The organism is Rhodococcus sp. Q1, from assembly GCF_004153645.1.
Lineage (GTDB): Bacteria > Actinomycetota > Actinomycetes > Mycobacteriales > Mycobacteriaceae > Rhodococcus > Rhodococcus gordoniae.
In genome coordinates this window covers 567,168-587,503 of record NZ_SDMJ01000001.1, presented here as the reverse complement: position 1 = coordinate 587,503, position 20,336 = coordinate 567,168, and the positions used below count along the sequence as shown (strand labels likewise).

Genomic DNA, 20,336 nt, shown 5'->3' with positions numbered 1-20,336 from the left:
CCCGGTCACCAGGGGGTGCCGGCAGGGATGTGCATGAGTTCGACGCGGTTGCCATCGGGGTCGGCCACGAACACGAACTGCGGCGCGGTCGGATCGCCCAGACCGGCGCGGGTCTCCGGCACCAGCGTGCCGCCGTATTCGCACAGCGCGTCGGCCGCGGCGTCGATGTCGTCGGCGAAGAACGACAGGTGGGTCATGCCCAGATGGTTACGACGGGTGGGAGGCGTACCGATCACACCGGGCTGCCGGTAGGACAGCAGTTCGATGCGCAGTCCGTCCTTCTCCAGGAAGGTCGAGGTGAGGCTGCACGGTGCATCCACCTCAGGGATCTGCTCGTCGATGTCGTATTCCATGATCTTGATGAAACCCAGTCCGTCGCAGTAGAAGCGAAGACTCTTGGCGAGATCGGAGACACACAACCCGACATGGGAAGTGCGGTACGTGTGCACGGTGGCTTCGGTGTTCGCAGTCATCCGGAGGTCCTGTTCGTGTGAGGGGTGCGGTCAGCCGACGGCGACGGGGGTAACCGGGCTCGCCGTTCCGCCGGTGATCTTCAGGGCGCCGATGGTCAGCAGGAACTCGTAGCATCTGTCGGCGGCGAGTTCTGCGAGGTTCATGTTCTCGACCAGGTAGATGCCGTGCTCGACGAGCAGGATGATGTGTCCGCCGAGGTAGACATTCTGATCGAAGGGGATCGGCTCGATCGCTGCATTGTCGGAACCGACCAGCGCGACGTCCTTCTCGGCGAGGAAGGCAGCCGCTTCGAGGCCGATTCCTGGTTGCGGCATCATCTCGCCCTGGTTGACCAGATAGTCCTCCAGCCATCCCGTGCGGATGAGCACCAGGTCGCCCGTCTGCAGTTCGACGTCCTGATCGTCCAGCGCCTTCTGCAGGTCGGCGACGGTGATGACGTAACCCGGTTCGAGCAGGTCGACGCCCTTCGAGGTGGCGACGTCGATGAGGACGCCGCGGCCGGCGATGCCGCCGACCTTGTCGATGCTGCACTTGGCCGCACCCGAGTACGGGGTGACCTGATCGGCGGGGTAGCCGTTGTAGATCTTGTTGTCGGCGTAGACATGACACAGTGCGTCCATGTGCGTCGAGGTGTGCGACGGCATGACGAGCTGGTCCTCGTTGGCACCCACGCCCGGGGCACCGCCGTTGGCGCGCGCCATCGCCTCGTCCTGATGGTTGGTCAGGGTCAGCCGCTGCGGGATTCCGCGGTATTCGAGGTTCGGCACGCCGGATCGCTGGATCGGGATGCTGAGACTGTAGGTCTTGCCCGTCTTGGGCAGGCGAAGGGCGGAGAGGACCCGCTCCGGTGTGAGGTGGTTGAGGGCGCCCAGCTCATCCGCTTCGCCCCAGCGGCCCCAGTTCGACTTACGCGTGCTCAACATCGACTCCTCAACATCGGGTCCTCGGTAACGAGGTTCGGGGGTGGTTGTCGGTCGGTTCGGGACGTGCCGGACAGCAAGTACGAATCGAATCCATGAACGACGACATCTACCCACACGACTTGTGACCGGACTCACTGTAGCCACCGGCTACGTTTGCGTCAACAACTCGGCCCGAATTCGGTTCGGCTTCGAGCGGGATTCCGCCACTGCGTAGCACGGGACCGCGAAAGAGCGGTCACAAGTAAGGATTCAGAATCCACCTGGCATAACAGGCCGCACATTTCCCATTGACATATCTGCGTCCACGTGTCCACGCGGGGACGGGCCGCAGAACGCGACGCAGATCCCCGGCCTCGACGTCAACCCGACTGCGGCCGGATGATCTGCTCCCCGAATCCGGCGACGAACTCCGACGCGGCATTCATCGACCGAGCGTCGGCATGCACACACAGATGCGTGACACCGACCTCCGCCAGTTCGCCGGCCTGCTCGACGAACCGCATCACGGAGCGGGAATCGGCGAGATCGACCGGCGGGGCGCCCACCTGGATCGAGATCTGCGCCGGGTCGCGCTCGGCGCGCAGCAGCTCGTCCCGCAGGCGCACCACGCCCCGACGCAGATCCTCCACGCCCGCCATCGAAGCCGTCCGAACGGAGGACGTCATCCGCTCGGACCCGATGACCGGGCACCACCCCTCCCCCGCGCTCACCACCCGCCTGATCGCGGCACGACTGTTGCCACCGATCCACAGCGGCGGATGCGGTTGCTGCACAGGACCGTACAGACGCATTTCCCCGGTACCGCCGAACCTTTCACCGGTCACCGGTGTCGACGGCGAGAACCAGATGTGCCGCAGTGCATCGATGGCCTCGTCGAAGAGTGCGGCGCGGTCGTCGAAGCTCACACCCAACGCGGCGAATTCCGATCGCAGGTAACCTGCCCCCACCCCCACGACCAGGCGTCCCCCGGACAGAAGATCGAGAGTGGTCAGCGCCTTGGCGGCGAGATACGGGTTGCGGAAGGGCAACACGTAGAGGTTCGTCATCAACTTCAACGATGTGGTGGCCGCCGCCGCGTACGCCAGCGCGACCGCCGGTTCGAAGCTGTCGTGCCCACCGGCCTCGAACCACTTCGCGGACGGTGCCGGATGATCGGCCAGACACAGCGCCTCGAAGCCGTGATCCTGCGCTTCCCTGCTGATCCGAGCGAGCACGGGACCCTCACGGAAACAGGGAGCCGCACCTGCGACGTCGCCGGGATACTCCAGAGTGAACCGCATCTCGGTGGTCCTTCGTTCGTGGACCCGGGGCCCTACGGCGCCTCGGTGAAGTCGTAGTGCGACTCGTCCGGGCTCTCGCACAGTTCGTAGTACTTCTCACCGTTCCACGGTGCATTCATCTGCAGCCGGCCGAACTCGTTGACGTAGTAGTTCTTCTCCATCGCCGAGTTCGGCATCAGGTAGATGAGCTTCTTGGCCTCTTCGTGCAATTGCTCGTTGTACTCGTCGAAGGCGTCCTTGCGGATGACCATCGACGCCCGGCCCTTCTCGAGCATCCCCACGATGCACTCGGCGATGTACCCTGTCCAGACCTCGAACCACACCGGCAGACCTGCACCGCTGGCCACCGGCTGCGAGTTGGGGCCGTACAGCATGAACATGTTCGGGAAACCCGGCACGGTCATGCCGAGGTGTGCCTGCGCACCCTGCGCGGTCCAGACGTCTTCGAGGGTCACACCACCGAGGCCGAGGTACTGCGTCGGCCAGATGTATTTCTCGGTCTGGAATCCGACCGCGGCGATGACCAGTTCCGTCTCGCGCGTCTCCCCGTCGGCGGTGACGATCGCGGTGTCGGTCATCCGTTCGATGGGGGTCGTCACAAGTTCGACGTTGTTCCTGGTCAGCGAGGCGTACCAGTTGTTGTCGACCACCGGGCGTCGCGTCATCGGCGGGTAGTCCGGGATCAGCTTGTCGATGAGATCCTGCCGGCCGTCGACCTGTGCCGAGATGTAGCCGACCAGGATCTCGCGCAGCATGTCGTTGCGCTTGCTGATCTGCCCGCCGTTCGCGATCCACTCCGCGTCCGGCATGAGCACGTTGCGCAGGTCGATGGTGGCCAGGCCGGCGACGTACTTGTTCCAGTTCCAGTAGAACGGCATCTTCTGGATCAGCCACTGCAGCTCGTCGGAGATCGGCACGCCGTAGTTGGTTCGCGGCGAGATCCACTGCGGTGTGCGCTGGTACACCGTCACGGATTCGGCCTTCTCGGCGATCTTCGACAACAACTGCACGCCGGTCGAGCCGTTGCCGATCACGGCGACCTTCTTGCCGGCGTACTCGACGTCCTCGTTCCACCGGGCGGTGTGCACGATCTGGCCGGTGAAGTCGGAGACGCCTTCCACCGAGAGCTCACGCGGCGTCGCGAACACACCGCTGGCAGCGACGACCACATTCGTTTCGACCTCGGTGACGGACTCCTCGCCCTGCACGGTCAGTGTCCAGCGCTGAGTCGGCTCGTCGAAACGAGCCTCGGTGACGTCGGAGCCGAACCGGATATGTTCGTACACACCATACTTGCGTGCCACGTGGTCGATGTACGCGCGCACGTCCGACTGGCGGGCGAAGTACTCGGTCCACGGGTACTTCTTCTCGAAGGCGTACTCGTAGGTGAAGCTCACCGTGTCGACGCGCACGTCGGGGTAGGTGTTGATGCTCCACACCCCGCCGACCTCGGCGCGACGCTCGTAGATCGTGAACGGGACGCCGAGATTCGCCAGCTGCACACCCATGGCGATACCGGCGAAGCCCGCACCGATGATCGCGACGTGGTAGCCCTCCGGAATCACCTTCTCCCCGTGCCATTGTGCCTGATAGGGCAGGTCGGGGAAGGCCGGGAGTTTGTGCCGCATGATCAGATCGTCGGGTCCGAGAGTGCGGGCTTCCGCCATCTCGAGCAGCTCGACGATCTCGTCCCGCGACGGGACCGGCAGCGCCGACTCGTCCGGTTCGGTGAGCAGGTACTCGACGGACTTCGCCCGGATGAGCGCGGTGTCCTCGTCGGAGAACACGACCGCGTCCGTCGTCGGGCCGAAGACGCGTTCGGGGGTGATCGCGGCGATCTCCGCGTCACGGGTCGCCTGGTACAGCGCCATCCGCAACGCATTGGTGTCGGCGCACTCGACGGCGCGCTCTATGAAGCTACGTCCTGGCATGGGAACTTCCAATTCTCGGATTCGGGGGCGGGCACGGGGGCCGTGTCAGTCGAGGGCCGCGCCGGACAGCGCCCGCTGGTCGATGACGGACTGCCGGAGGTGCTGCTTACGGATCTTCATCGTCGGGGTCTTCGGCATCTCCGAGACGATCACGACGTCCTCGGGGAACTTCGCCGGCGAGATACCGACCTCCCGGCAGTACGCACGGATCTCGTCGACGTCGAGATCGGCTGCACCCTCGTGCAGTTGCAGCACTGCGCAGATGCGCTCACCCGACCGGTCGTCGGGCAGGCCGATGACGGCGACGTCCGCGACCGCGGAATGCGCCGCGAGCACCTCTTCGATCTCGGTGGGGCTGATCGATTCGCCCTTGCGGATGATCAGGTCCTTCTCCCGGCCGACGAGGACCAGATGGCCCTCCGCCTCGAGCCTGCCGGTGTCGCCGGTGAACATCCAGCCGTCGGCGTCGAAGGGACGGATGATCTCACCGTCGGCGCGGTACTCCTTGAACAACATCGGGCCGCGCAGCCACACCCGGCCCACCTCTCCGGTGGGCAGCACGTCGTCCTCCTCGGTACGGATCTGCACCTCGCAACCGAGCACGGGACGACCGGAGGTGGTGGCCAGTTGCTCGATGCTGTCGCTCATCCGCGCCGAGGTGATCATCGGGCACTCGGTCATGCCGTAGGCGTGCAGGATCGGGATGCCCATCTCGGTGAGCACGTCGCGGAACAGCTTCTCCGGCATGGGCGCTCCACCGCCGGTCAGCATGCGCAGGGTCGGAACCACGCGAGCGCCCGGGTTCTTCCGCTGTTCCTCGAGCAGCAGGGCGTAGTGCGGGGTCGAACCGCCGGTGATGGTCACGCCCGCACGACGCATCAGGTCCACTGCGGCACGCGGCTCGTAGACCTCCATGAGCGTCAGCGTCATGCCGGTGTTGAGCGAGGCGATCAGCAGGTCGGGGCCGCCGATGTGCGCGTACGGGAAGAAGATGGTGCCGACGTCCTCGGCCGTCGCGCCGATCGCATCGGCGAGGGAGACGCCGCCGGCGATGAGCGTGCCGTCCGTGTGGCAGACCCCCTTGGGCGCCGACGTCGTTCCGGAGGTCGTGTAGATCCAGCGCACCTCGTCGCAGCCGACCGGCACGGAAGGAAGGCCGGCCGGGTCGCCGTCAGGCAGCTCGGAGGAGACGATCAGCAGATTCAGGCGGCCACCGCTCGCCGCACGCAGCTCCTCGGCCATGGCGCCGTGGTCGAAGCCGCGGAACTCTCCCAGGGTGATCAGCCATTCCGACTCGCACTGGGTAAGCATCGCCCCGACCTCGCGTGCCCGGTAGAGCGGGATGATCGGGTTCTGGGTCACGCCGAGACGCGACAGCGCCAGGCTGAGCACGACGGTCTCGATGCGGGTGGGCAGCTGCCAGCTCACCGTGGAGCCGGGTACGATACCGCGGGCCAGCAGACCGGCCGCGACACGTTCGGCCACGGAGACGACCTCGGCGAAGGTCGTGCGGCGATCGTGCTCGTCGATGAGGGCGACGGCGTCGCCGGTGGCCTCGGCCCGCAGGGTCAGCAGATCCCACAGGGAGACTGCGTCGTTCGGCGCGATGTCCGAGTTCACGAGTTCTCCTCCTTCGTCTTCGAGGAAAGCGGGCCGGGTGTCAGGAGCGGATATCCGGTGCGCAACAGGGCATTCGCGTGCCCGTGCCAGTGGATGTCGAAGGCCGACTGCAGCGCCGACTGCTGACCCATGATGTCGAGGGTCTGATTGACGGCACGCTTGGCGGTGGCCAGTCCCCAGGGGTCCATCTGCGCGATCTCCCGCGCGAGGTCCATGGTCTGCGTGTCGAGTTCGTCGAGCGGGACGACGCGGTTCACCATGCCGGTGTCGAACGCCTCGGCCGCGGTGAGCTTCCGGGCGGTGAACAGCATCTCCTTGGCGCGCCGGGCGCCGAGTTCCCATGTGTGCGCGTGGTATTCGACGCCACCGACACCGAATTTCACGACGGGGTCGCTGAAATAGGTGTTGTCGGCCGCGACGATCAGGTCGCACGGCCAGATGACGTTCAGCGCCCCGGCAACGCAGGCACCCTGAACGGCTGCGATCGACGGTTTCGGCACGTCGCGCCACTTGCGGGAGAAGCCGAGATAGTGCTCGGTCTCCCAGCCGTAGGCGCTCTCGAGGGTCGTCTTCCCCTCCTTGAAGTACCCCGGGGCCACGGTCTTCAGATCGTGGCCGGCGGAGAAATTGTCGCCGTTGGCACGCACGACGATCACCTTGACCGCATCGTCGCGGGCGGCATCCTGCCAGCGGGCGTCGAGGTCCTGCAACAGCGATGCGTCCTGCGCGTTGTGCTGGTCCGGACGGTTCAGGCTGATGACGGCGACAGCGTCGTCGACGCGGTAGTCGATGTAGCTCATCGGCCGGTCCCGGTGTAGATGCGGTCGAGAGCCTCGACGATATCCGCGTCGTTGCGTGCGGCAGAACCGAAATCGAACTGCCAGCGCTTGGCGGCGTCGGTGAACAGGTGCACGTTCGACTCGATCATGTATCCGATGCCGGCGTGGACCTCGTGCGCCGAGTGGACGATCTCCTGCGCGGCCCTCGCCGCCTGCTTGCGCATCAGACCGATGTGCGGCTGCGGATCGAGACCGGCGTCGAGGGCGGTAGCTGCCGACCGGGCGTGCACCGAGGTGAAGTGCGCAGCAATCGCGAGGTCGGTGCACAGATACTGCACCGCCTGGAAGCGGCCGATCGGTCCACCGAACTGGTGCCGCTGCTGCGCGTACAGCACGGTGATGTCGAGCAGCTTCAGCCCGGCGCCGTAGAGCTGCGCCGCGCGCAGCACCGCTCCGCGCTGCTCGGCGACCTCCACGGCACGGTCGGCGTCGGCGCCGCGGGCGAGCACGGCACCGTCCGGCAGCGGCAGCTTGTCGAAAGTCACTGCGAACATCGGGTATCCGCCCATGTTCGGCATCGCGCCGACAGCGGTTGCGGAGCTCGCCTGCACCACTGCCACAACACTTTCCTCGCCGGGTGCGTACACGAGGAAGCTGTCGGCGTCGCCCGCGTGGTCCACGGCCAGGGCAACCCCGTCGAGCGTGCCGTTCTCGTAGGTCACCGACGAACCCCACTCGGGGGACGGGAACACCGGGACCACCACGGCCTCACCGTTGCCGATGCGCTTGGCGAGGCCCGTCGCCTCGTCGGTGCCGATCACCAGCGCGGCGTCGCGGGACATCGTCAGTTCGAGCAGCGGAGTGGCGGCCAGCGCCCGTCCCGCCTCGACGAAGATGCCGGCGATCGTCGCGAGTGACGGGCTGTCGGCGTCGGCGCCGGTCGGGTCACCGAGCTGCAGCCAGCCGAGTTCGGCGAACTGCGCGACCTGGTCCGCGAACGGAACCGTGTTGGATCGGTCCTCGAGCGGCGAGTACCGCGCGAACACCGACTTGCTCACATCTGCGAGGGCAGCGAAGTCCTCGCCCCATGCCAATTCCATCTTCAGCTCCTATCGGGGCAGGCCGAGGCCCCGCGTCGCGAGCACCATCCGCTTGAGTTGGGACGTTCCTCCGGCGTGGTTGGCGAAGGACTGCCGGTACCACGCCTCGGGCTTTCCGTTGAGGGGGGCGTACGACGATCCCGACCGCAATTGGCTGGTCGGGCCGAGCACCCGGTCGTAGATCTGGGCGAACAGCGGTTCGTACTCCTTGGCGGCGACCTGCTGGACACCACCGCCCCACGGGGTCTGGCGACCGTGGGCGTTGTCGCCGATGATCTCGTAGGCGAGCAGGCGCTGGGTCTGGACGATGCCGGCGAGTTCGGCCAGGTCTGCCTTCACGTGCGGGTCGTCGAGCTTGCCCGGGATCGCCTTGCAGTACTCGAGCAGGTCGCGCAGCCGCGCTTCCTGCATGGCGTAGATCGGCTCGACGGTCCCCGACGCGTAGAAGGCACGCATGATGTACTGCCAGCCCTTGCCCTCCTCGCCGATCAGCGAGGACGCCGGCACACGGACGTGGTCGAGGAAGGTGCTCGACTGGACGCCGCCGCCGTAGTTGCGCATCGGGTGCAGGGTGACGCCAGGGGTGTTCAGGCCGACGACGAAGATACTGACGCCGGCGCTCAGGCTCGCCTCGGGGTCGGTGCGGGCGGCCACGTACAGCACGTCCGACATCGGTCCCCAGGAGGTGAATGCCTTCTCGCCGGTGATGACCCAATCGTCACCGTCCTTGACGGCCTTGGTCCGCAGCGAGCCGAGGTCGGAACCGGCTCCGGGTTCGGTCAGGCCCTCGGCCCAGAGGGTGCGCATGTTCGCGATGTCGGGCAGCAGCCGCTTCTTCTGTTCCTCGGTGCCACCCACCAAGATGGTGCCGGCGGCGAGGAAGATGCCGACGGAGTTGATCAGAGGCGCGTCGGCCGCGTACAGCTCCTCGAGGAAGATCTGATTGAAGATCGGGGTCAACCCCTTGCCGCCGTACTCCTTCGGCCAGGTCAGGCCGATCCATTCCTTGGCGGCGATCTTCTTGCTGAATTCGACGGCGATGGCCCATTGTTCGGGCGCGTCGTCGAACTCGGGGTTGAAGGCGTGTTCCTTCGGCAGCTCGGCGTCGAGGAACTCCCGGATCTCGGCGCGCCAGGCCTCGTGCTCTTCTGTCAGGGTCGGTCTCATGAGGCGTTTCCTGCCTGAAATTCGTCGGTTCCCGCGGTCTGCTCGGCGGCACCGCTGCCGAGGTGACCTTCGGGGTAGAAGCGGCGGGCCCACTGACGGATGTCACGGAAGCCCGCAGCCTCGGCGGTCGCGAGACCCGGGGGCTCGGTGTAGCGCTGGTGCTCCCAGATAGCGATGTCGGCCTTCAACTGTCCGACGGCGTTCCGCTGTCGCTTGGCCACTCGGGTCTCGTCCTCGCCGTCCTCCTTGCTCGCCCACGCGGAGAACCGCACGATCGAGTGCTCGTCGTCGACAGGGGTGACGGCGGTCAGCGAGCAGATGGAGCCGACGCCGTCGGCGTGGGAGAAACCGAGCCCGAGGCCGAGAAGCGAAGCGCGGGTGCGGCCTTCGACGAGTTCGTACGCGCCGTCGACGCCACGTCGCTTGAAGTTCAGGGCCAGCTCGGTCTTGAAGTCGGTGTCGCCGAACTCGCGGTGGACGACGGTCGGGATTTCGTCGGCGCGGTGGACGTACTTGAAGTGCGCGAAGTCGACGCCGTTCTCGGCGGCGTACTGCGGGTGGATCGGCAGCTCGTCGCTTTCGAAGCGGCCGGCCTCCCCGAGCTCGTGGTAGTCGTCCGCCGTACCGCAGGTCGGGAACAGATCGAAGATGCTGGGAACGTCGTACTGCGGGTCGCGGCCCTCGGCGTCGTGCCAGAGGTACATGATTCCGTCGCGTTCGGCGGTGGACCAGGTACCGATCCTGCGGACCCGGTTCGTGGCCTTCTGGTACGGAATGCAGGTGTTGCGGCCTTCCGGGCTCCATTGCCATCCGTGGAAGGGGCATCGGATGTCGTCGCCGGCCACCGTGCCACCGTGGCCCATGTGGGCACCGAGGTGCTCGCAGTAGGCGTTCAGGACCACGAGGCGGCCGTTCTCGGTGCGGTAGGCGACCAGGTCGTGGCCGAAGTAACGCAGCGGCTTGACGTCGCCGGCTCCGATATCGTCGGACCAACCGATCTGGAACCATCCCGTCGGCTTCATCGATAACGCCATGGCTGACACTTCATCCTCCTGAACTGTTGCAACAGAGGCACTTTCGGACTTTCGCGGAAGACTATCCACGACGAAGGCTTTCACGGATCGCACTCGGCAGGCATGCGTCGGCATACCCGTTCACCGGCACCCGGCGGAGCATCCTCCACTCGGTAGCCGGGGTCACTGCAACCGTATGCCGTGACTGGCATCACTGTAGCCACTGGCTACGGTTGCGTCAACAAGACGATCGGAATACGACGTTTCAGCAGATGAGAGAGGGCGCCGACGCGTCGCGGTGGTGTACCGGGGCAGGCTCGCGACGCACACGCCGAGTGCTTGACGGTCGAACCCGCCGGCCCTAGCATCACCAGCATCGATACAGGTGCCACCGCGGTGGCCCGGATTTCCTACCATCCCTTCGTTTCCCGCCCCACGCACTACGCTTCCGCGCTTCGTGCGGGTGGGTTCGCATCGACAGCGAGGTCGAGAATTGAAAGCGATCGTCTTCGACGGCACCGTCAACAAGCTGGTCGACGGTGTCACCGTCCGTGCTCCCGGTCCGGGTGAGGTTCAGGTCCGCATCGTCGCGAGCGGTCTGTGCCAGAGCGACCTGAGCGTGGTCAACGGCAAGATCCCGTTCCCCACCCCCGTCATCCTCGGACACGAAGGCGCCGGCATCGTCGAGGCCGTCGGGCCGGGTGTGAGCACGCCCGCCGTCGGCGACCACGTCGTGCTGTCGACGCTGGCGACATGCGGCCAGTGCGTTGCGTGCACCTCCGGACGTCCCACGATGTGCCGCGCGTCGTTCGGCAACCGGGACACCCCTTTCGAACTCGACGGCACCCCGATCCACAACTACGCGGCCCTGTCGACCTTCACCGAGCGCATCGTCGTCAAGGCCGGACAGGCAGTGCCGATCTCGAAGGAGGTCCCGCTGTCGACGGCGTGCCTGATCGGTTGCGCGGTGCTCACCGGGGCCGGGGCGGTGTTCAACCGTGCCCGTGTCGCCCCCGGCGACTCGGTGGTCGTCATCGGTGCCGGTGGCATCGGTCTCAACGTCATCCAGGCCGCCCGCATCGCCGGCGCCACGACGATCGTCGCCATCGACACGAACCTCGACAAGGAGGCGAAGACCGGCCTGTTCGGCGCCACCCACTTCGTCGATGCGACCGCCGGCGACACCGTCGCCGCGATCCGGGAACTCACCGACGGCGGCGCCGCTCACGTCTTCGACTGCGTCGGCGGTGAGGCCATCACCAGCCAGGCGATGGAGATGCTCGACTGGGGCGGGCAGCTGATCATGCTCGGTGTCGCCGGGCCCGAGGCCAAGCTGTCGGTCCCGGCCACCACCTTCTACATGGACCGCTCGGTGCTGGGATGCCGCTACGGCTCCTCACGCCCGGGCGCGGACATCCCGAAGTACGTGGAGATGTACCTGTCCGGCCGGCTCCTCCTCGACGAGCTCGTCACCAAGACCTACGAGCTGGAGAACTTCGAGTCCCTCGTGGACGACGCCCGAGCCGGGAAGCTCGACCGCGGCGTGCTGCTGATGCCGTCCTGATACACCCTACGACGAGAACAGGCGGAAGACCTCGCAGGTCTTCCGCCTGCTCCGATACCGTCGACGCCCTGAACGCCTCACCCGTCGCGGTCGGGCCGGGCTGCGTACACGAGAAGCTTGAGCAGCTCGGTGACCTCCTGCCGGAGATCGTCCCGGCTACGCCACCGATTGTCGGCGAGCTCGATCATGTACGGCTCGTACAGATCCCATACCGAACCGACGACACCGAGAAGTCCCGCCACCACACTCGAATCGAACTCGGCCCGAACATCCGGCTCGACCGGGTTCTCCCAGAGTGCGTCGATCTGCGCGCGATAACCGTTCGACCGTGCTTCTCCGAGCAGCCGATCCGGCTCGATCCCTTCGAAGATCGACCACATCAACATCCGGCCGAACTGACCCGAGTCGAGATCGGCGCCGATGGAGTTGTCGATCGCGGCATAGACGTCCTTCTCCTCGGACAGACGCTCACCGCCGTAACCCACCAGCAATTCCATCACCGCCACCAGCAGATTCTCCTTGGTGCGATAGAACCGGTGGATCAGCCCGTACGACACGTCCGCCGCAGCGGCGACCTCCCGGAGCGTCACCTTCGCAGGGCCCTTGCGTGAGAAGAGGTCGGCAGCCGCGAGAAGGATGGCCTCTTGCGCTCCGGATGCTCCCGGGCGGGTGGGCCTCCACTCGGCGATCTTCTTCTCCGCGATGTCGGGGTCGGGTTCGGCCTGCAGTGCAGGATGTTCCTCGATCGAGCCGGTCGTGCAGGTGCCGGCCAACCGCAGTGCGTCGTCCTTGGTCTCGGGATCCAGCAGTAGCTCGGCCGGAGTCCGATCGAATCCCTCGGCCTTCGTGATCGCCCACAGAGCGATGGCAGCCGGTTCGATGTCCTCGTCGAAGGCCGCGAGGAGCTCGGGGACCTCCGGGTGGATTCTGCGATTGTCGGTGTCGAACTGCCATACCGGGAAGAGCGTCACCCCGTCGCCCGCATAACCGAGCATCTTCCGGCTCCGGACACGCTTGTTGATCGCCTGGCGACTGATATCCAGGAAGCTCGCCACCTGCGGCGTGGTCCAGACGTCGTCGGCATAGGCGGCGGTCTCACTGAGGTGCTCCATATGGCGCAGACCCTATCATGATCGGCGACAGCGGGATTCGCGTGGCGAATCCGCTTGCCGGTGCAGACGGCGATCGATCGGTGTTCCGATGTCGCACCCCATCTTCGCGAATCTCCTCCGTCCTGTCATCCCACTCGACGGAACAATGCCCCGCAACGTATTGACGACAGTGTAGCCAATGGCTACTGTGACCGCAGTCACTGGTCGGTGGCGACTCGGCACGGCCGCGTCACCACCACATTCATGCCCGGATCCCGGACGCTGCTCGGCTACGTGCCCGGTAGCGGCCCGGACAAGACCGGGCCACATCGAATGTGAGTCGGAGATACACACGCCGCCGCCCGTCGCGGAGGCCTCGACATCTGCGAGGTCCGCTCACGAGACCCGCCCGCACCGAGTCGGAACCGAACTTCCCCCGGTGAACACACCGGGGGACGCAACCGAACAGGATCGATATGAACTCACCCGAGATCGCGGCGTCACCCAGCCTGGCCCGCAGGGCATCGCTCGCGGGCTTCTTCGGAACTGCCGTCGAGGCCTACGACTTCATGGTCTTCACCTTCCTCATCGCCTACCTGTCGCCTCTGTTCTTTCCCAGCGACAACCCCGCGGCCGGAGTACTGAGCTCGCTCGCGGTTCTCGGTACCGGCTTTCTTGCACGCCCCATCGGCGGCATCGTCTTCGGCCGGATCGGTGACCGATACGGTCGTCGCTTCGCTCTGATCGTCACGATCTCCGGCATGGGCGGGGCCACTGTTCTCATGGGCCTGCTGCCGACGCACGCCACCGTCGGAATCATGGCCCCGGTCCTACTCGTCTTCACTCGCATGCTGCAGGGATTCTTCGCCGGCGGCGAGCAGATGGGTTCGGCTACCTTCGTCACCGAGCACGCCTCCGCCAAGAACTACGGCATCCTGAGCGCGATGACACCGGTGGGCTTCGCCTTCGGTGCCGCCCTCGCTCCCCTGGCCGTCGCCCTCACCACCTCCCTGACCTCCGAAGAGACGATGGCGAACTGGGCCTGGCGGATTCCGCTCCTCATGTCGTTGCCCTTGATGCTGTACGTGCTGTACCTGCGTAAGCGCCTGGAGGAATCACCCGATTTCCAGCAGCTCGCCGGTGCGCACAAGGTTCAGTCCTCCCCCGTGCGTTCGGTCCTCACCCGGTACCCCGCGACCCTGCTCCGAGTGATCGCACTCAGCACCTCTGTACTCGCGATCGGGTACGTGGTTCCGGCATACATGCCGTTGTTCCTGCAGCAGGAGGTCGGTATGTCCCCGGGAGTCACAGCCTGGATCGCCACCGCCGGATCCACCTTCGCCATCGTCATCGGATTCGGGGCCGGCTTCCTGATCGACAGGAGCGGTCGCAGGAACACCATGATCATGGGGCTGGGCACGATACTGATCACGATGTTCCCGATCATGTACTTCATCAAGGCCACCGATGGAAACCTGATCGTCACCGCTTCCGGTCACATGCTCCTCGTCGGCCTTGCCGGAGCATCCGCCGTCCCTGTCTACGCGACGCTCACGTCGGCATTCCCTGCCGCTGTCCGCTATACCGGCGCTGCCATCGGATTCGGTTTGGGATCGGCGATCGGTGGAGGACTCGGACCTTATCTCGCAGGGAAATTCACCGCGGTCACAGAGAATTCCTACGCCGCGTCGGGCGTCGTCGGCGCTGCAGCCCTCCTGGGCATCGTGGTGATCGCCACCATGCCGAACAGTAAGAGCAGCGCTGCACCGGAAGCCTCGCTCATCACCGGTGACACCGAATCCGCCGGCACGGATCCGGCCGAGATGTCCTCACCGATCCCGAAAGTGGTTTGACATGCAGAACGACCGTACCGGAAGCGATCGGATAGTCGACTACCGCAGCCGATTCGACCTCGCACAACGCCGTTACCTCGTGCTCGGTGGCGGGCAGGGAATGGGACGGCAGGTCTCTCATGCCCTCGCCCAGCTCGGTGCCGAGGTGATCGTCGTCGACGTGGACCGGGACCGCGCCGATGCGGTGTGCGCAGAGATCGGCTCACCGGCCACACCTGAGCAGGTCGATGCCACCGACGACTCCGACATGAGGGCGTTGGTCGGCCGGGTCGGTGAGATCGACGGTGTCGTCGATGTCATCGGCATGGCGCGTTACGGACCCCTGCTCGAAATCAGCGACGACGACTGGCGTTGGGAAGAAGGCATCGTCCTGCGTCATGCGGTGCTCGCACTCCGGCATTTCGGTCCTCGGCTCCGCGACCGCGGCGAAGGATCCATCACCTTCGTCTCGTCGGTCTCCGGCATCGGCAGCTCCCCGGTACATGCTGCCTACGGCGTGTACAAAGCTGCGCTCGGCTCACTGGTCCGGTCCGCGGCAATCGAGCTGGGCCCTTCCGGAATTCGCGTCAACGCGGTGGCTCCGGGGTTCGTCGTCACGCCCCGGATCTCGGCGCTCCTCGACTCCGAGGCGCTGGAGAACACCCGCGCCCAGATACCGCTTCAGCGGTTGACCCTGCCGGCCGACGTCGCGAGCGCCCTGGCCTTTCTCGTGAGTGACCTCGCCCGGACGATCACCGGCCAGGTGATGGTCGTCGACGGTGGATCCACGAACAAGTATCCGTACGACATGTCGGGCTTCTGACCCGGTCCGACACTTCTCACGCCGACATCCCCGACCGAAGGTTGACGATGCGGTAGCCAGTGGCTACAGTTTCTCCAACCGCAGTGATCGTGGTCACCTCCCGACGTTCCGGTCGCGGTATACCGGGCGCTTCGTTCCTACTGCACAAGGAGAGGAATCGATGTCCTACGCCGTCGATCCCGCATACCGGCCGATGATGGGAGTCCTTCCCGAACTCGACGTCTCCGATGCCGAAAAGGCGCGTGCGGTAATTGCTTCCATGAGGACGGAAGATCCGATGTCGGCCGTGCCCGCGGCCGTCGAGGTGACCCGCCGGACAGCGCCGGCGATCGACGGATCCGGCATCGACCTCGTCGTGTTCCGGCCGGAAGACCGTGCCGGCCGGCCGATTCCCGGAATCGTTTATTTCCACGGCGGCGGATTCGTCTTCGGCGACGCCGCCACCGATGTCCGGGTTCCGTCGGCACTCGCCGCGAATCTCGGCGCGGTGGTGGTCTCCGTCAACTACCGCCTCGCGCCGGAACATCCCTTCCCCACACCGTTCCACGACGCCTACGACGCTCTGACCTGGGTTGCCGGCGACAACGACCTCGGAATCGACCCGAGCCGGATCGTCCTCGCCGGGATCAGCGCCGGCGCCGGGCTCGCCGCGGCAGTCGCACTGAAGGCCCGCGAGACCGGTGGTCCTGCGGTGATCTTCCAGGCACTCGACTCCCCCGTCCTCGACGACCGGCTGCTCACGACCTCTGCCACCGAGTACATCGATTCCCCGTTGTGGAACCGGCAGAACGGGATCGACAGTTGGCGTCACTATCTCGGGGCCGACGCCGACCGGAATACGACATCGGAGTACGCCGCCCCTGCCAGAGCGGTCGACCTACGCGGATTGCCCCCGGCCTACATCGCGGTCACCTCCTTCGATCCGCTCCGCGACGAGGGAATCGACTACGCCCAGCGGTTGACGCAGGCGGGCGTGCCCACCGAACTGCACCTCTACCCCGGAACCTTCCACGGATCGTCCGGAGTGTTCCCACAGGCTGCGATCTCCCAGCGGATCGACACCGACTACACCGCCGCCATCCGGCGAGCACTGACCAGCTGAACCACGAGCATCCCGGAATCGGAGAATCATGCCGCACCGCTTCGAAGGAAAAGTCGCGATCGTCACCGGTGGCGCACGCGGACAGGGCGAACGGATCGTCCGGACACTCGCGCGCGAAGGTTGCTCGGTGGTGATCGGTGACGTCCTCGACGACCTGGCGAAGACCGTCGCCGACGACCTCGGAGACTCCGTCGTCCACACCCACCTCGACGTGACCTCCCCGGAGGACTGGGCCGCCACTGTCGCCGTGGCGACCTCGACCTTCGGCGGCCTCGACGTCCTCGTCAACAACGCGGCGATCTACCGCAAGCAGCTCCTCGAGGACGAAACCGTCGCCGACCTCGACAAGGTCCTCGCCGTCAACCTGCGCGGACCGTTCCTCGGCATCCAGGCCGTCGCCCCCGCTATGCGCGCCTGCGGTGGCGGTTCGATCGTGAACGTCTCGTCGCTCGCCGGCACGACGTCCTATGCCGGGCACGGCTCGTACAGCATGTCGAAGTGGGCGCTGCGCGGACTGACACGGACCGCAGCGATCGAGCTCGAGCCGTCGAAGATCCGGGTGAATGCGGTGCTGCCCGGCAACCTTCGCACCGACATGTCGCCGACCACCGGTTCCACCGAAGCCCCGACCGGCCTCAAGCGCCAGGCCGACCCGCAGGAGACCGCCAACGTCGTGGTCTTCCTCGCCTCGGACGACGCGTCCTTCGTCAACGGCACCGACGTCGTCGCGGACGGCGGCTCCCTGCTCGGGTAGCAGTCTCCACCCCCGAAATCCTCAGCAGGCCGCCTCGCGCCGCTGAAGCAGATCCGATCCTTGGAGGAACATGTCCACCTCGACCCCGGAAGCCGGCCGTACCGCCGAACGCTTCGACGTCGTCATCGGCGCGGGCTTCAGCGGAATGTATGCGCTTCACCGTCTCCGTCAGCAGGGCCGTCGGGCCGTGTGCCTGGAGGCAGGCGACGGCGTGGGCGGCACCTGGTACTGGAACCGCTACCCCGGCGCCCGCGTGGACATCGAGTCCATGCAGTACTCGTACTCCTTCGACGACGATCTCCAGCAGGAATGGTCGTGGTCGGAGCACTTCTCGCCGCAACCGGACCTCGAGGCATACGCGAACCATGTGGCCGATCGCTTCGGCCTGCGCGAGGACATCCGCTTCGAGACCCGCGTCGACGAACTGACCTTCGACGAGTCCGCGGACGAATGGCATGTCGGTACCGCCTCCGGCGACCGCTTCGTCGCCCGGCACGTGATCGCGGCGACCGGCAGCCTCGACGTCTCGAACGTCCCGGACTGGCCCGGATTGGATCGCTTCCGCGGCGAGGCGTACCACACCTCGCGGTGGCCCAAGGAGGGCGTCGACCTCGCCGGCAAGCACGTCGGTCTGATCGGTACCGGTTCCACGGGCATCCAGATCACCCCCGAGGTCGCCGCAGTTGCCGAGCACCTCACGGTCTTCCAGCGGACCCCGAACTTCAGCCTTCCCTCGCGCAACCGGAAACTGGATGCGGAATACCAGCAGGAGTGGAAGGCCAACTATCCCGAGCGGCGCAAGCAGATCCTCGGCACCCACGGCGCGGTGCTCATGAGCAATGTCGCCGAGCAGCGTTCGATCTTCGACTACACCGAAGAAGAGCGCGAAGAGATCATGGAGCGGGCGTGGAACGCCCGGAACGGACTCGAGTTCATCCGGACGTTCACCGATACCTCCAGCGATCCGAAGGCGAACGAGATCCTCGCCGAGTTCGTGCGCAACAAGATCCGGTCCGTGGTCCACGACCCGGAGACCGCAGAACTCCTGTGCCCGAAGACCTATCCGATCGGCGGCAAGCGGATCTGCATCGACTCCGGCTACTACGAAACCTTCAACCGCGACAACGTGAGCCTGGTCGACGTACGAGCCCACCCCATCGAGGAGGTCACCGAGTCGGGCCTTCGCACCAACGAGTCCGAATACGACCTCGACGTGATCATCTTCGCCACCGGCTTCGACGCAATGACCGGTTCGATGTTGAGGATGAACGTGACCGGCGTCGACGGAGCACGACTCGCCGATCACTGGGCCGGCGGACCGAGGACCGTCTTCGGTCTGATGACGGCTGGTTTCCCGAACCTGTTCATGGTGCACGGCCCCGGCAGCCCGTCCGTCCTGGCGCAGATGATCACCACGGGTGAGTGGCAGGTCGACTGGATCCTGCGGACCATCGATCATCTCGAGGAGAACGAGATCTCCCGCTTCAGCGCCACCCCCGCGCAGGAGAGCGAGTGGGCGGCCGAAGTCGACACCGCTGCGTCGGGCACGATGCATTCCCGCACCGACTCCTGGTACACGGGTGCGAACATCCCCGGCAAGCCGCGGGCCCTGCTGATGTACGTCGGCGGTTTCCAACGCTATTCCGATTGGTGCACCCGCGCCGCGGACGAGGGCTACACGGGATTCGAGAAGAAACAGCGCGTACCCCTGTCCTGAGTCCGGATTCCGGATCACACAGTCGAATTCACGAGAACAACGTAGTCAACGAGAGCGCAGGCGACCGAGAGTGAGCACCTTGCAAACCGTCGGTGTCGGATACGAACTGACCGTCATCGACGTCATCGAAGAGACCCCGGATTCGAAGTCGATCGTCCTGCGCACGCCGGAGAACTCTCGTGAACTGTTCGCGTACCGCCCCGGCCAGTTCCTGACCGTCCGGATACCGAGCGACCGCACCGGACATGTGGCCCGGTCGTATTCGCTGTCGAGCGCTCCCGGCATCGACGACGAGTTGAAGGTCACGGTCAAGCGAACTTCCAGCGGATACGGTTCGAATTGGTTGTGCGACAACGTCGAACCGGGCAATTCCCTCACCGTCCTGCCGCCCTCAGGTCGCTTCACGCCGGCGGATTTCACGAGAGATTTCCTGCTGTTCGCAGCAGGGAGCGGCATCACGCCGATCATCTCGATCCTGAAGACGGCCCTGCTCCGGTCCGACCGGTCGGTCGTTCTCTTCTACGCCAATCGTGACCGCGATTCGGTGATCTTCCACCGCGAACTCGAGGACTACGCCGCGAAGTTCGACGACCGTCTGACGCTCCACTACTGGTTCGACGACGTGCACGGCATCCCTTCACGTGACAGGTTCGCGGCACTGGCGGCGGAGCACACCTCACGGGAGGTGTTCGTCTGTGGCCCCGCCCCGTTCATGGACGGCGTCGCCGACGGGGTGCGAGCGGCAGCTGTTCCCGCGGAGCGCTTCCATCAGGAAGTGTTCGTCTCGCTTTCCGGCGACCCCTTCGAAGCACCCGCGCCGCTCGTCGACGGCGATCCTGCTTCTGCGGTGGAGACGGTCGTGCACCTGGACGGCGAGTCGCATCGGTTCGGGTGGCCGAGCGGCAACACCCTTGTCGACGTGTTGCTCGACCGCGGTGTCGACGTGCCGTTCTCCTGCCGATCGGGTGAATGCGGATCCTGCTCGTGCACAGTTGTTTCGGGGACGGTCGTGATGGAGAAGTCGGACATCCTCGATCCGTCCGATATCGCCGAGGGGTACATCCTCGGATGCCAGGCACGTCCCGACTCGGGTCCGATCGAGATCGAGTTCTGACCCCGTTCACTCGACGGGCCGGATGTGTTGACGCCGTCGCAGCCAAAGGCTA

Annotated in this window: 17 protein-coding genes; 7 read left to right on the top strand and 10 right to left on the bottom strand. The window is 65.8% G+C overall.

The features are described 5' to 3' along the window. Window positions 1–5: 5 nt before the first annotated feature. The 9 genes from EQ874_RS02795 to EQ874_RS02755 all read right to left on the bottom strand — a co-directional run bounded on the left by EQ874_RS02795 (window position 6) and on the right by EQ874_RS02755 (window position 10,308). Window positions 6–473 carry a VOC family protein gene (locus tag EQ874_RS02795; protein WP_129975423.1) on the bottom strand — a complete coding sequence of 156 codons (468 nt, stop codon included), beginning with the start codon at window positions 471–473 and terminating at the stop codon, window positions 6–8. 30 nt (window positions 474–503) lie between these two features. Continuing rightward, entirely contained in the window at window positions 504–1,397 is an 894-nt protein-coding gene (locus EQ874_RS02790; protein WP_129975421.1) for a cyclase family protein, read from the bottom strand. A gap of 359 nt (window positions 1,398–1,756) precedes the next feature. Beyond that, window positions 1,757–2,677, bottom strand: coding sequence for a TIGR03619 family F420-dependent LLM class oxidoreductase (locus tag EQ874_RS02785; RefSeq protein WP_129975419.1), 921 nt, complete (start codon window positions 2,675–2,677; stop codon window positions 1,757–1,759). A gap of 32 nt (window positions 2,678–2,709) precedes the next feature. Next, window positions 2,710–4,608, bottom strand: a complete 1,899-nt coding sequence (locus tag EQ874_RS02780) for an NAD(P)/FAD-dependent oxidoreductase (protein ID WP_129975417.1) — start codon at window positions 4,606–4,608, stop codon at window positions 2,710–2,712. A 45-nt stretch (window positions 4,609–4,653) separates the two neighbouring features. Beyond that, window positions 4,654–6,228, bottom strand: a complete 1,575-nt coding sequence (locus EQ874_RS02775) for an AMP-binding protein (RefSeq protein WP_129975415.1) — start codon at window positions 6,226–6,228, stop codon at window positions 4,654–4,656. Continuing rightward, complete coding sequence (locus tag EQ874_RS02770; protein ID WP_129975413.1) at window positions 6,225–7,028, bottom strand: enoyl-CoA hydratase; 804 nt, start codon at window positions 7,026–7,028, stop codon at window positions 6,225–6,227. The genes EQ874_RS02775 and EQ874_RS02770 overlap by 4 nt, the downstream gene beginning before the upstream one ends. Then, a complete protein-coding gene (locus tag EQ874_RS02765) occupies window positions 7,025–8,107 on the bottom strand; it encodes an acyl-CoA dehydrogenase family protein (RefSeq protein WP_129975411.1) in 1,083 nt (360 codons plus the stop codon). The genes EQ874_RS02770 and EQ874_RS02765 overlap by 4 nt, the downstream gene beginning before the upstream one ends. A gap of 9 nt (window positions 8,108–8,116) precedes the next feature. After that, window positions 8,117–9,274, bottom strand: coding sequence for an acyl-CoA dehydrogenase family protein (locus EQ874_RS02760; protein ID WP_129975409.1), 1,158 nt, complete (start codon window positions 9,272–9,274; stop codon window positions 8,117–8,119). Next, a complete protein-coding gene (locus tag EQ874_RS02755; RefSeq protein ID WP_242496611.1) occupies window positions 9,271–10,308 on the bottom strand; it encodes a Rieske 2Fe-2S domain-containing protein in 1,038 nt (345 codons plus the stop codon). The genes EQ874_RS02760 and EQ874_RS02755 overlap by 4 nt, the downstream gene beginning before the upstream one ends. Before the next feature lie 472 nt (window positions 10,309–10,780). On the opposite strand from EQ874_RS02755, the gene EQ874_RS02750 reads away from it, so the two are divergent. Continuing rightward, window positions 10,781–11,851, top strand: coding sequence for a Zn-dependent alcohol dehydrogenase (locus tag EQ874_RS02750; protein WP_129975406.1), 1,071 nt, complete (start codon window positions 10,781–10,783; stop codon window positions 11,849–11,851). A 77-nt stretch (window positions 11,852–11,928) separates the two neighbouring features. Here EQ874_RS02750 and EQ874_RS02745 read toward each other — a convergent pair whose 3' ends face one another. Then, on the bottom strand, window positions 11,929–12,963 hold the full coding sequence (locus EQ874_RS02745; RefSeq protein WP_129975404.1) for a helix-turn-helix domain-containing protein: 1,035 nt from the start codon (window positions 12,961–12,963) through the stop codon (window positions 11,929–11,931). Between the two features lie 455 nt (window positions 12,964–13,418). Here EQ874_RS02745 and EQ874_RS02740 point away from each other — a divergent pair, with 455 nt between their 5' ends. The 6 genes from EQ874_RS02740 (at window position 13,419) to EQ874_RS02715 (ending at window position 20,284) form a co-directional block, all read left to right on the top strand. Then, window positions 13,419–14,795: an MFS transporter gene (locus EQ874_RS02740; RefSeq protein ID WP_129975402.1), complete on the top strand. Its 1,377-nt coding sequence runs from the start codon at window positions 13,419–13,421 to the stop codon at window positions 14,793–14,795. A gap of 1 nt (window position 14,796) precedes the next feature. Continuing rightward, on the top strand, window positions 14,797–15,597 hold the full coding sequence (locus EQ874_RS02735; protein WP_129975400.1) for an SDR family oxidoreductase: 801 nt from the start codon (window positions 14,797–14,799) through the stop codon (window positions 15,595–15,597). 160 nt (window positions 15,598–15,757) lie between these two features. Continuing rightward, window positions 15,758–16,699 (top strand): alpha/beta hydrolase, encoded by a 942-nt coding sequence (locus tag EQ874_RS02730; RefSeq protein WP_129975398.1) that lies wholly within the window; start codon window positions 15,758–15,760, stop codon window positions 16,697–16,699. Window positions 16,700–16,727: 28 nt separating this feature from the next. Further along, complete coding sequence (locus EQ874_RS02725; RefSeq protein WP_129975396.1) at window positions 16,728–17,453, top strand: glucose 1-dehydrogenase; 726 nt, start codon at window positions 16,728–16,730, stop codon at window positions 17,451–17,453. 70 nt (window positions 17,454–17,523) lie between these two features. After that, window positions 17,524–19,170: an NAD(P)/FAD-dependent oxidoreductase gene (locus tag EQ874_RS02720; RefSeq protein WP_129975393.1), complete on the top strand. Its 1,647-nt coding sequence runs from the start codon at window positions 17,524–17,526 to the stop codon at window positions 19,168–19,170. A gap of 70 nt (window positions 19,171–19,240) precedes the next feature. Then, window positions 19,241–20,284, top strand: coding sequence for a ferredoxin--NADP reductase (locus tag EQ874_RS02715; protein ID WP_129975391.1), 1,044 nt, complete (start codon window positions 19,241–19,243; stop codon window positions 20,282–20,284). Window positions 20,285–20,336 lie beyond the last annotated feature (52 nt).

Coding starts and splice junctions, on each gene's coding strand:
- EQ874_RS02720 (WP_129975393.1), top strand. CDS start 17,524: ATGTCCACCTCGACCCCGGAAGCCGGCCGTACCGCCGAACGCTTCGAC.
- EQ874_RS02755 (WP_242496611.1), bottom strand. CDS start 10,308: ATGGCGTTATCGATGAAGCCGACGGGATGGTTCCAGATCGGTTGGTCC.
- EQ874_RS02770 (WP_129975413.1), bottom strand. CDS start 7,028: ATGAGCTACATCGACTACCGCGTCGACGACGCTGTCGCCGTCATCAGC.
- EQ874_RS02740 (WP_129975402.1), top strand. CDS start 13,419: ATGAACTCACCCGAGATCGCGGCGTCACCCAGCCTGGCCCGCAGGGCA.
- EQ874_RS02765 (WP_129975411.1), bottom strand. CDS start 8,107: ATGGAATTGGCATGGGGCGAGGACTTCGCTGCCCTCGCAGATGTGAGC.
- EQ874_RS02725 (WP_129975396.1), top strand. CDS start 16,728: ATGCCGCACCGCTTCGAAGGAAAAGTCGCGATCGTCACCGGTGGCGCA.
- EQ874_RS02745 (WP_129975404.1), bottom strand. CDS start 12,963: ATGGAGCACCTCAGTGAGACCGCCGCCTATGCCGACGACGTCTGGACC.
- EQ874_RS02780 (WP_129975417.1), bottom strand. CDS start 4,608: ATGCCAGGACGTAGCTTCATAGAGCGCGCCGTCGAGTGCGCCGACACC.
- EQ874_RS02735 (WP_129975400.1), top strand. CDS start 14,797: ATGCAGAACGACCGTACCGGAAGCGATCGGATAGTCGACTACCGCAGC.
- EQ874_RS02790 (WP_129975421.1), bottom strand. CDS start 1,397: ATGTTGAGCACGCGTAAGTCGAACTGGGGCCGCTGGGGCGAAGCGGAT.
- EQ874_RS02785 (WP_129975419.1), bottom strand. CDS start 2,677: ATGCGGTTCACTCTGGAGTATCCCGGCGACGTCGCAGGTGCGGCTCCC.
- EQ874_RS02730 (WP_129975398.1), top strand. CDS start 15,758: ATGTCCTACGCCGTCGATCCCGCATACCGGCCGATGATGGGAGTCCTT.
- EQ874_RS02760 (WP_129975409.1), bottom strand. CDS start 9,274: ATGAGACCGACCCTGACAGAAGAGCACGAGGCCTGGCGCGCCGAGATC.
- EQ874_RS02795 (WP_129975423.1), bottom strand. CDS start 473: ATGACTGCGAACACCGAAGCCACCGTGCACACGTACCGCACTTCCCAT.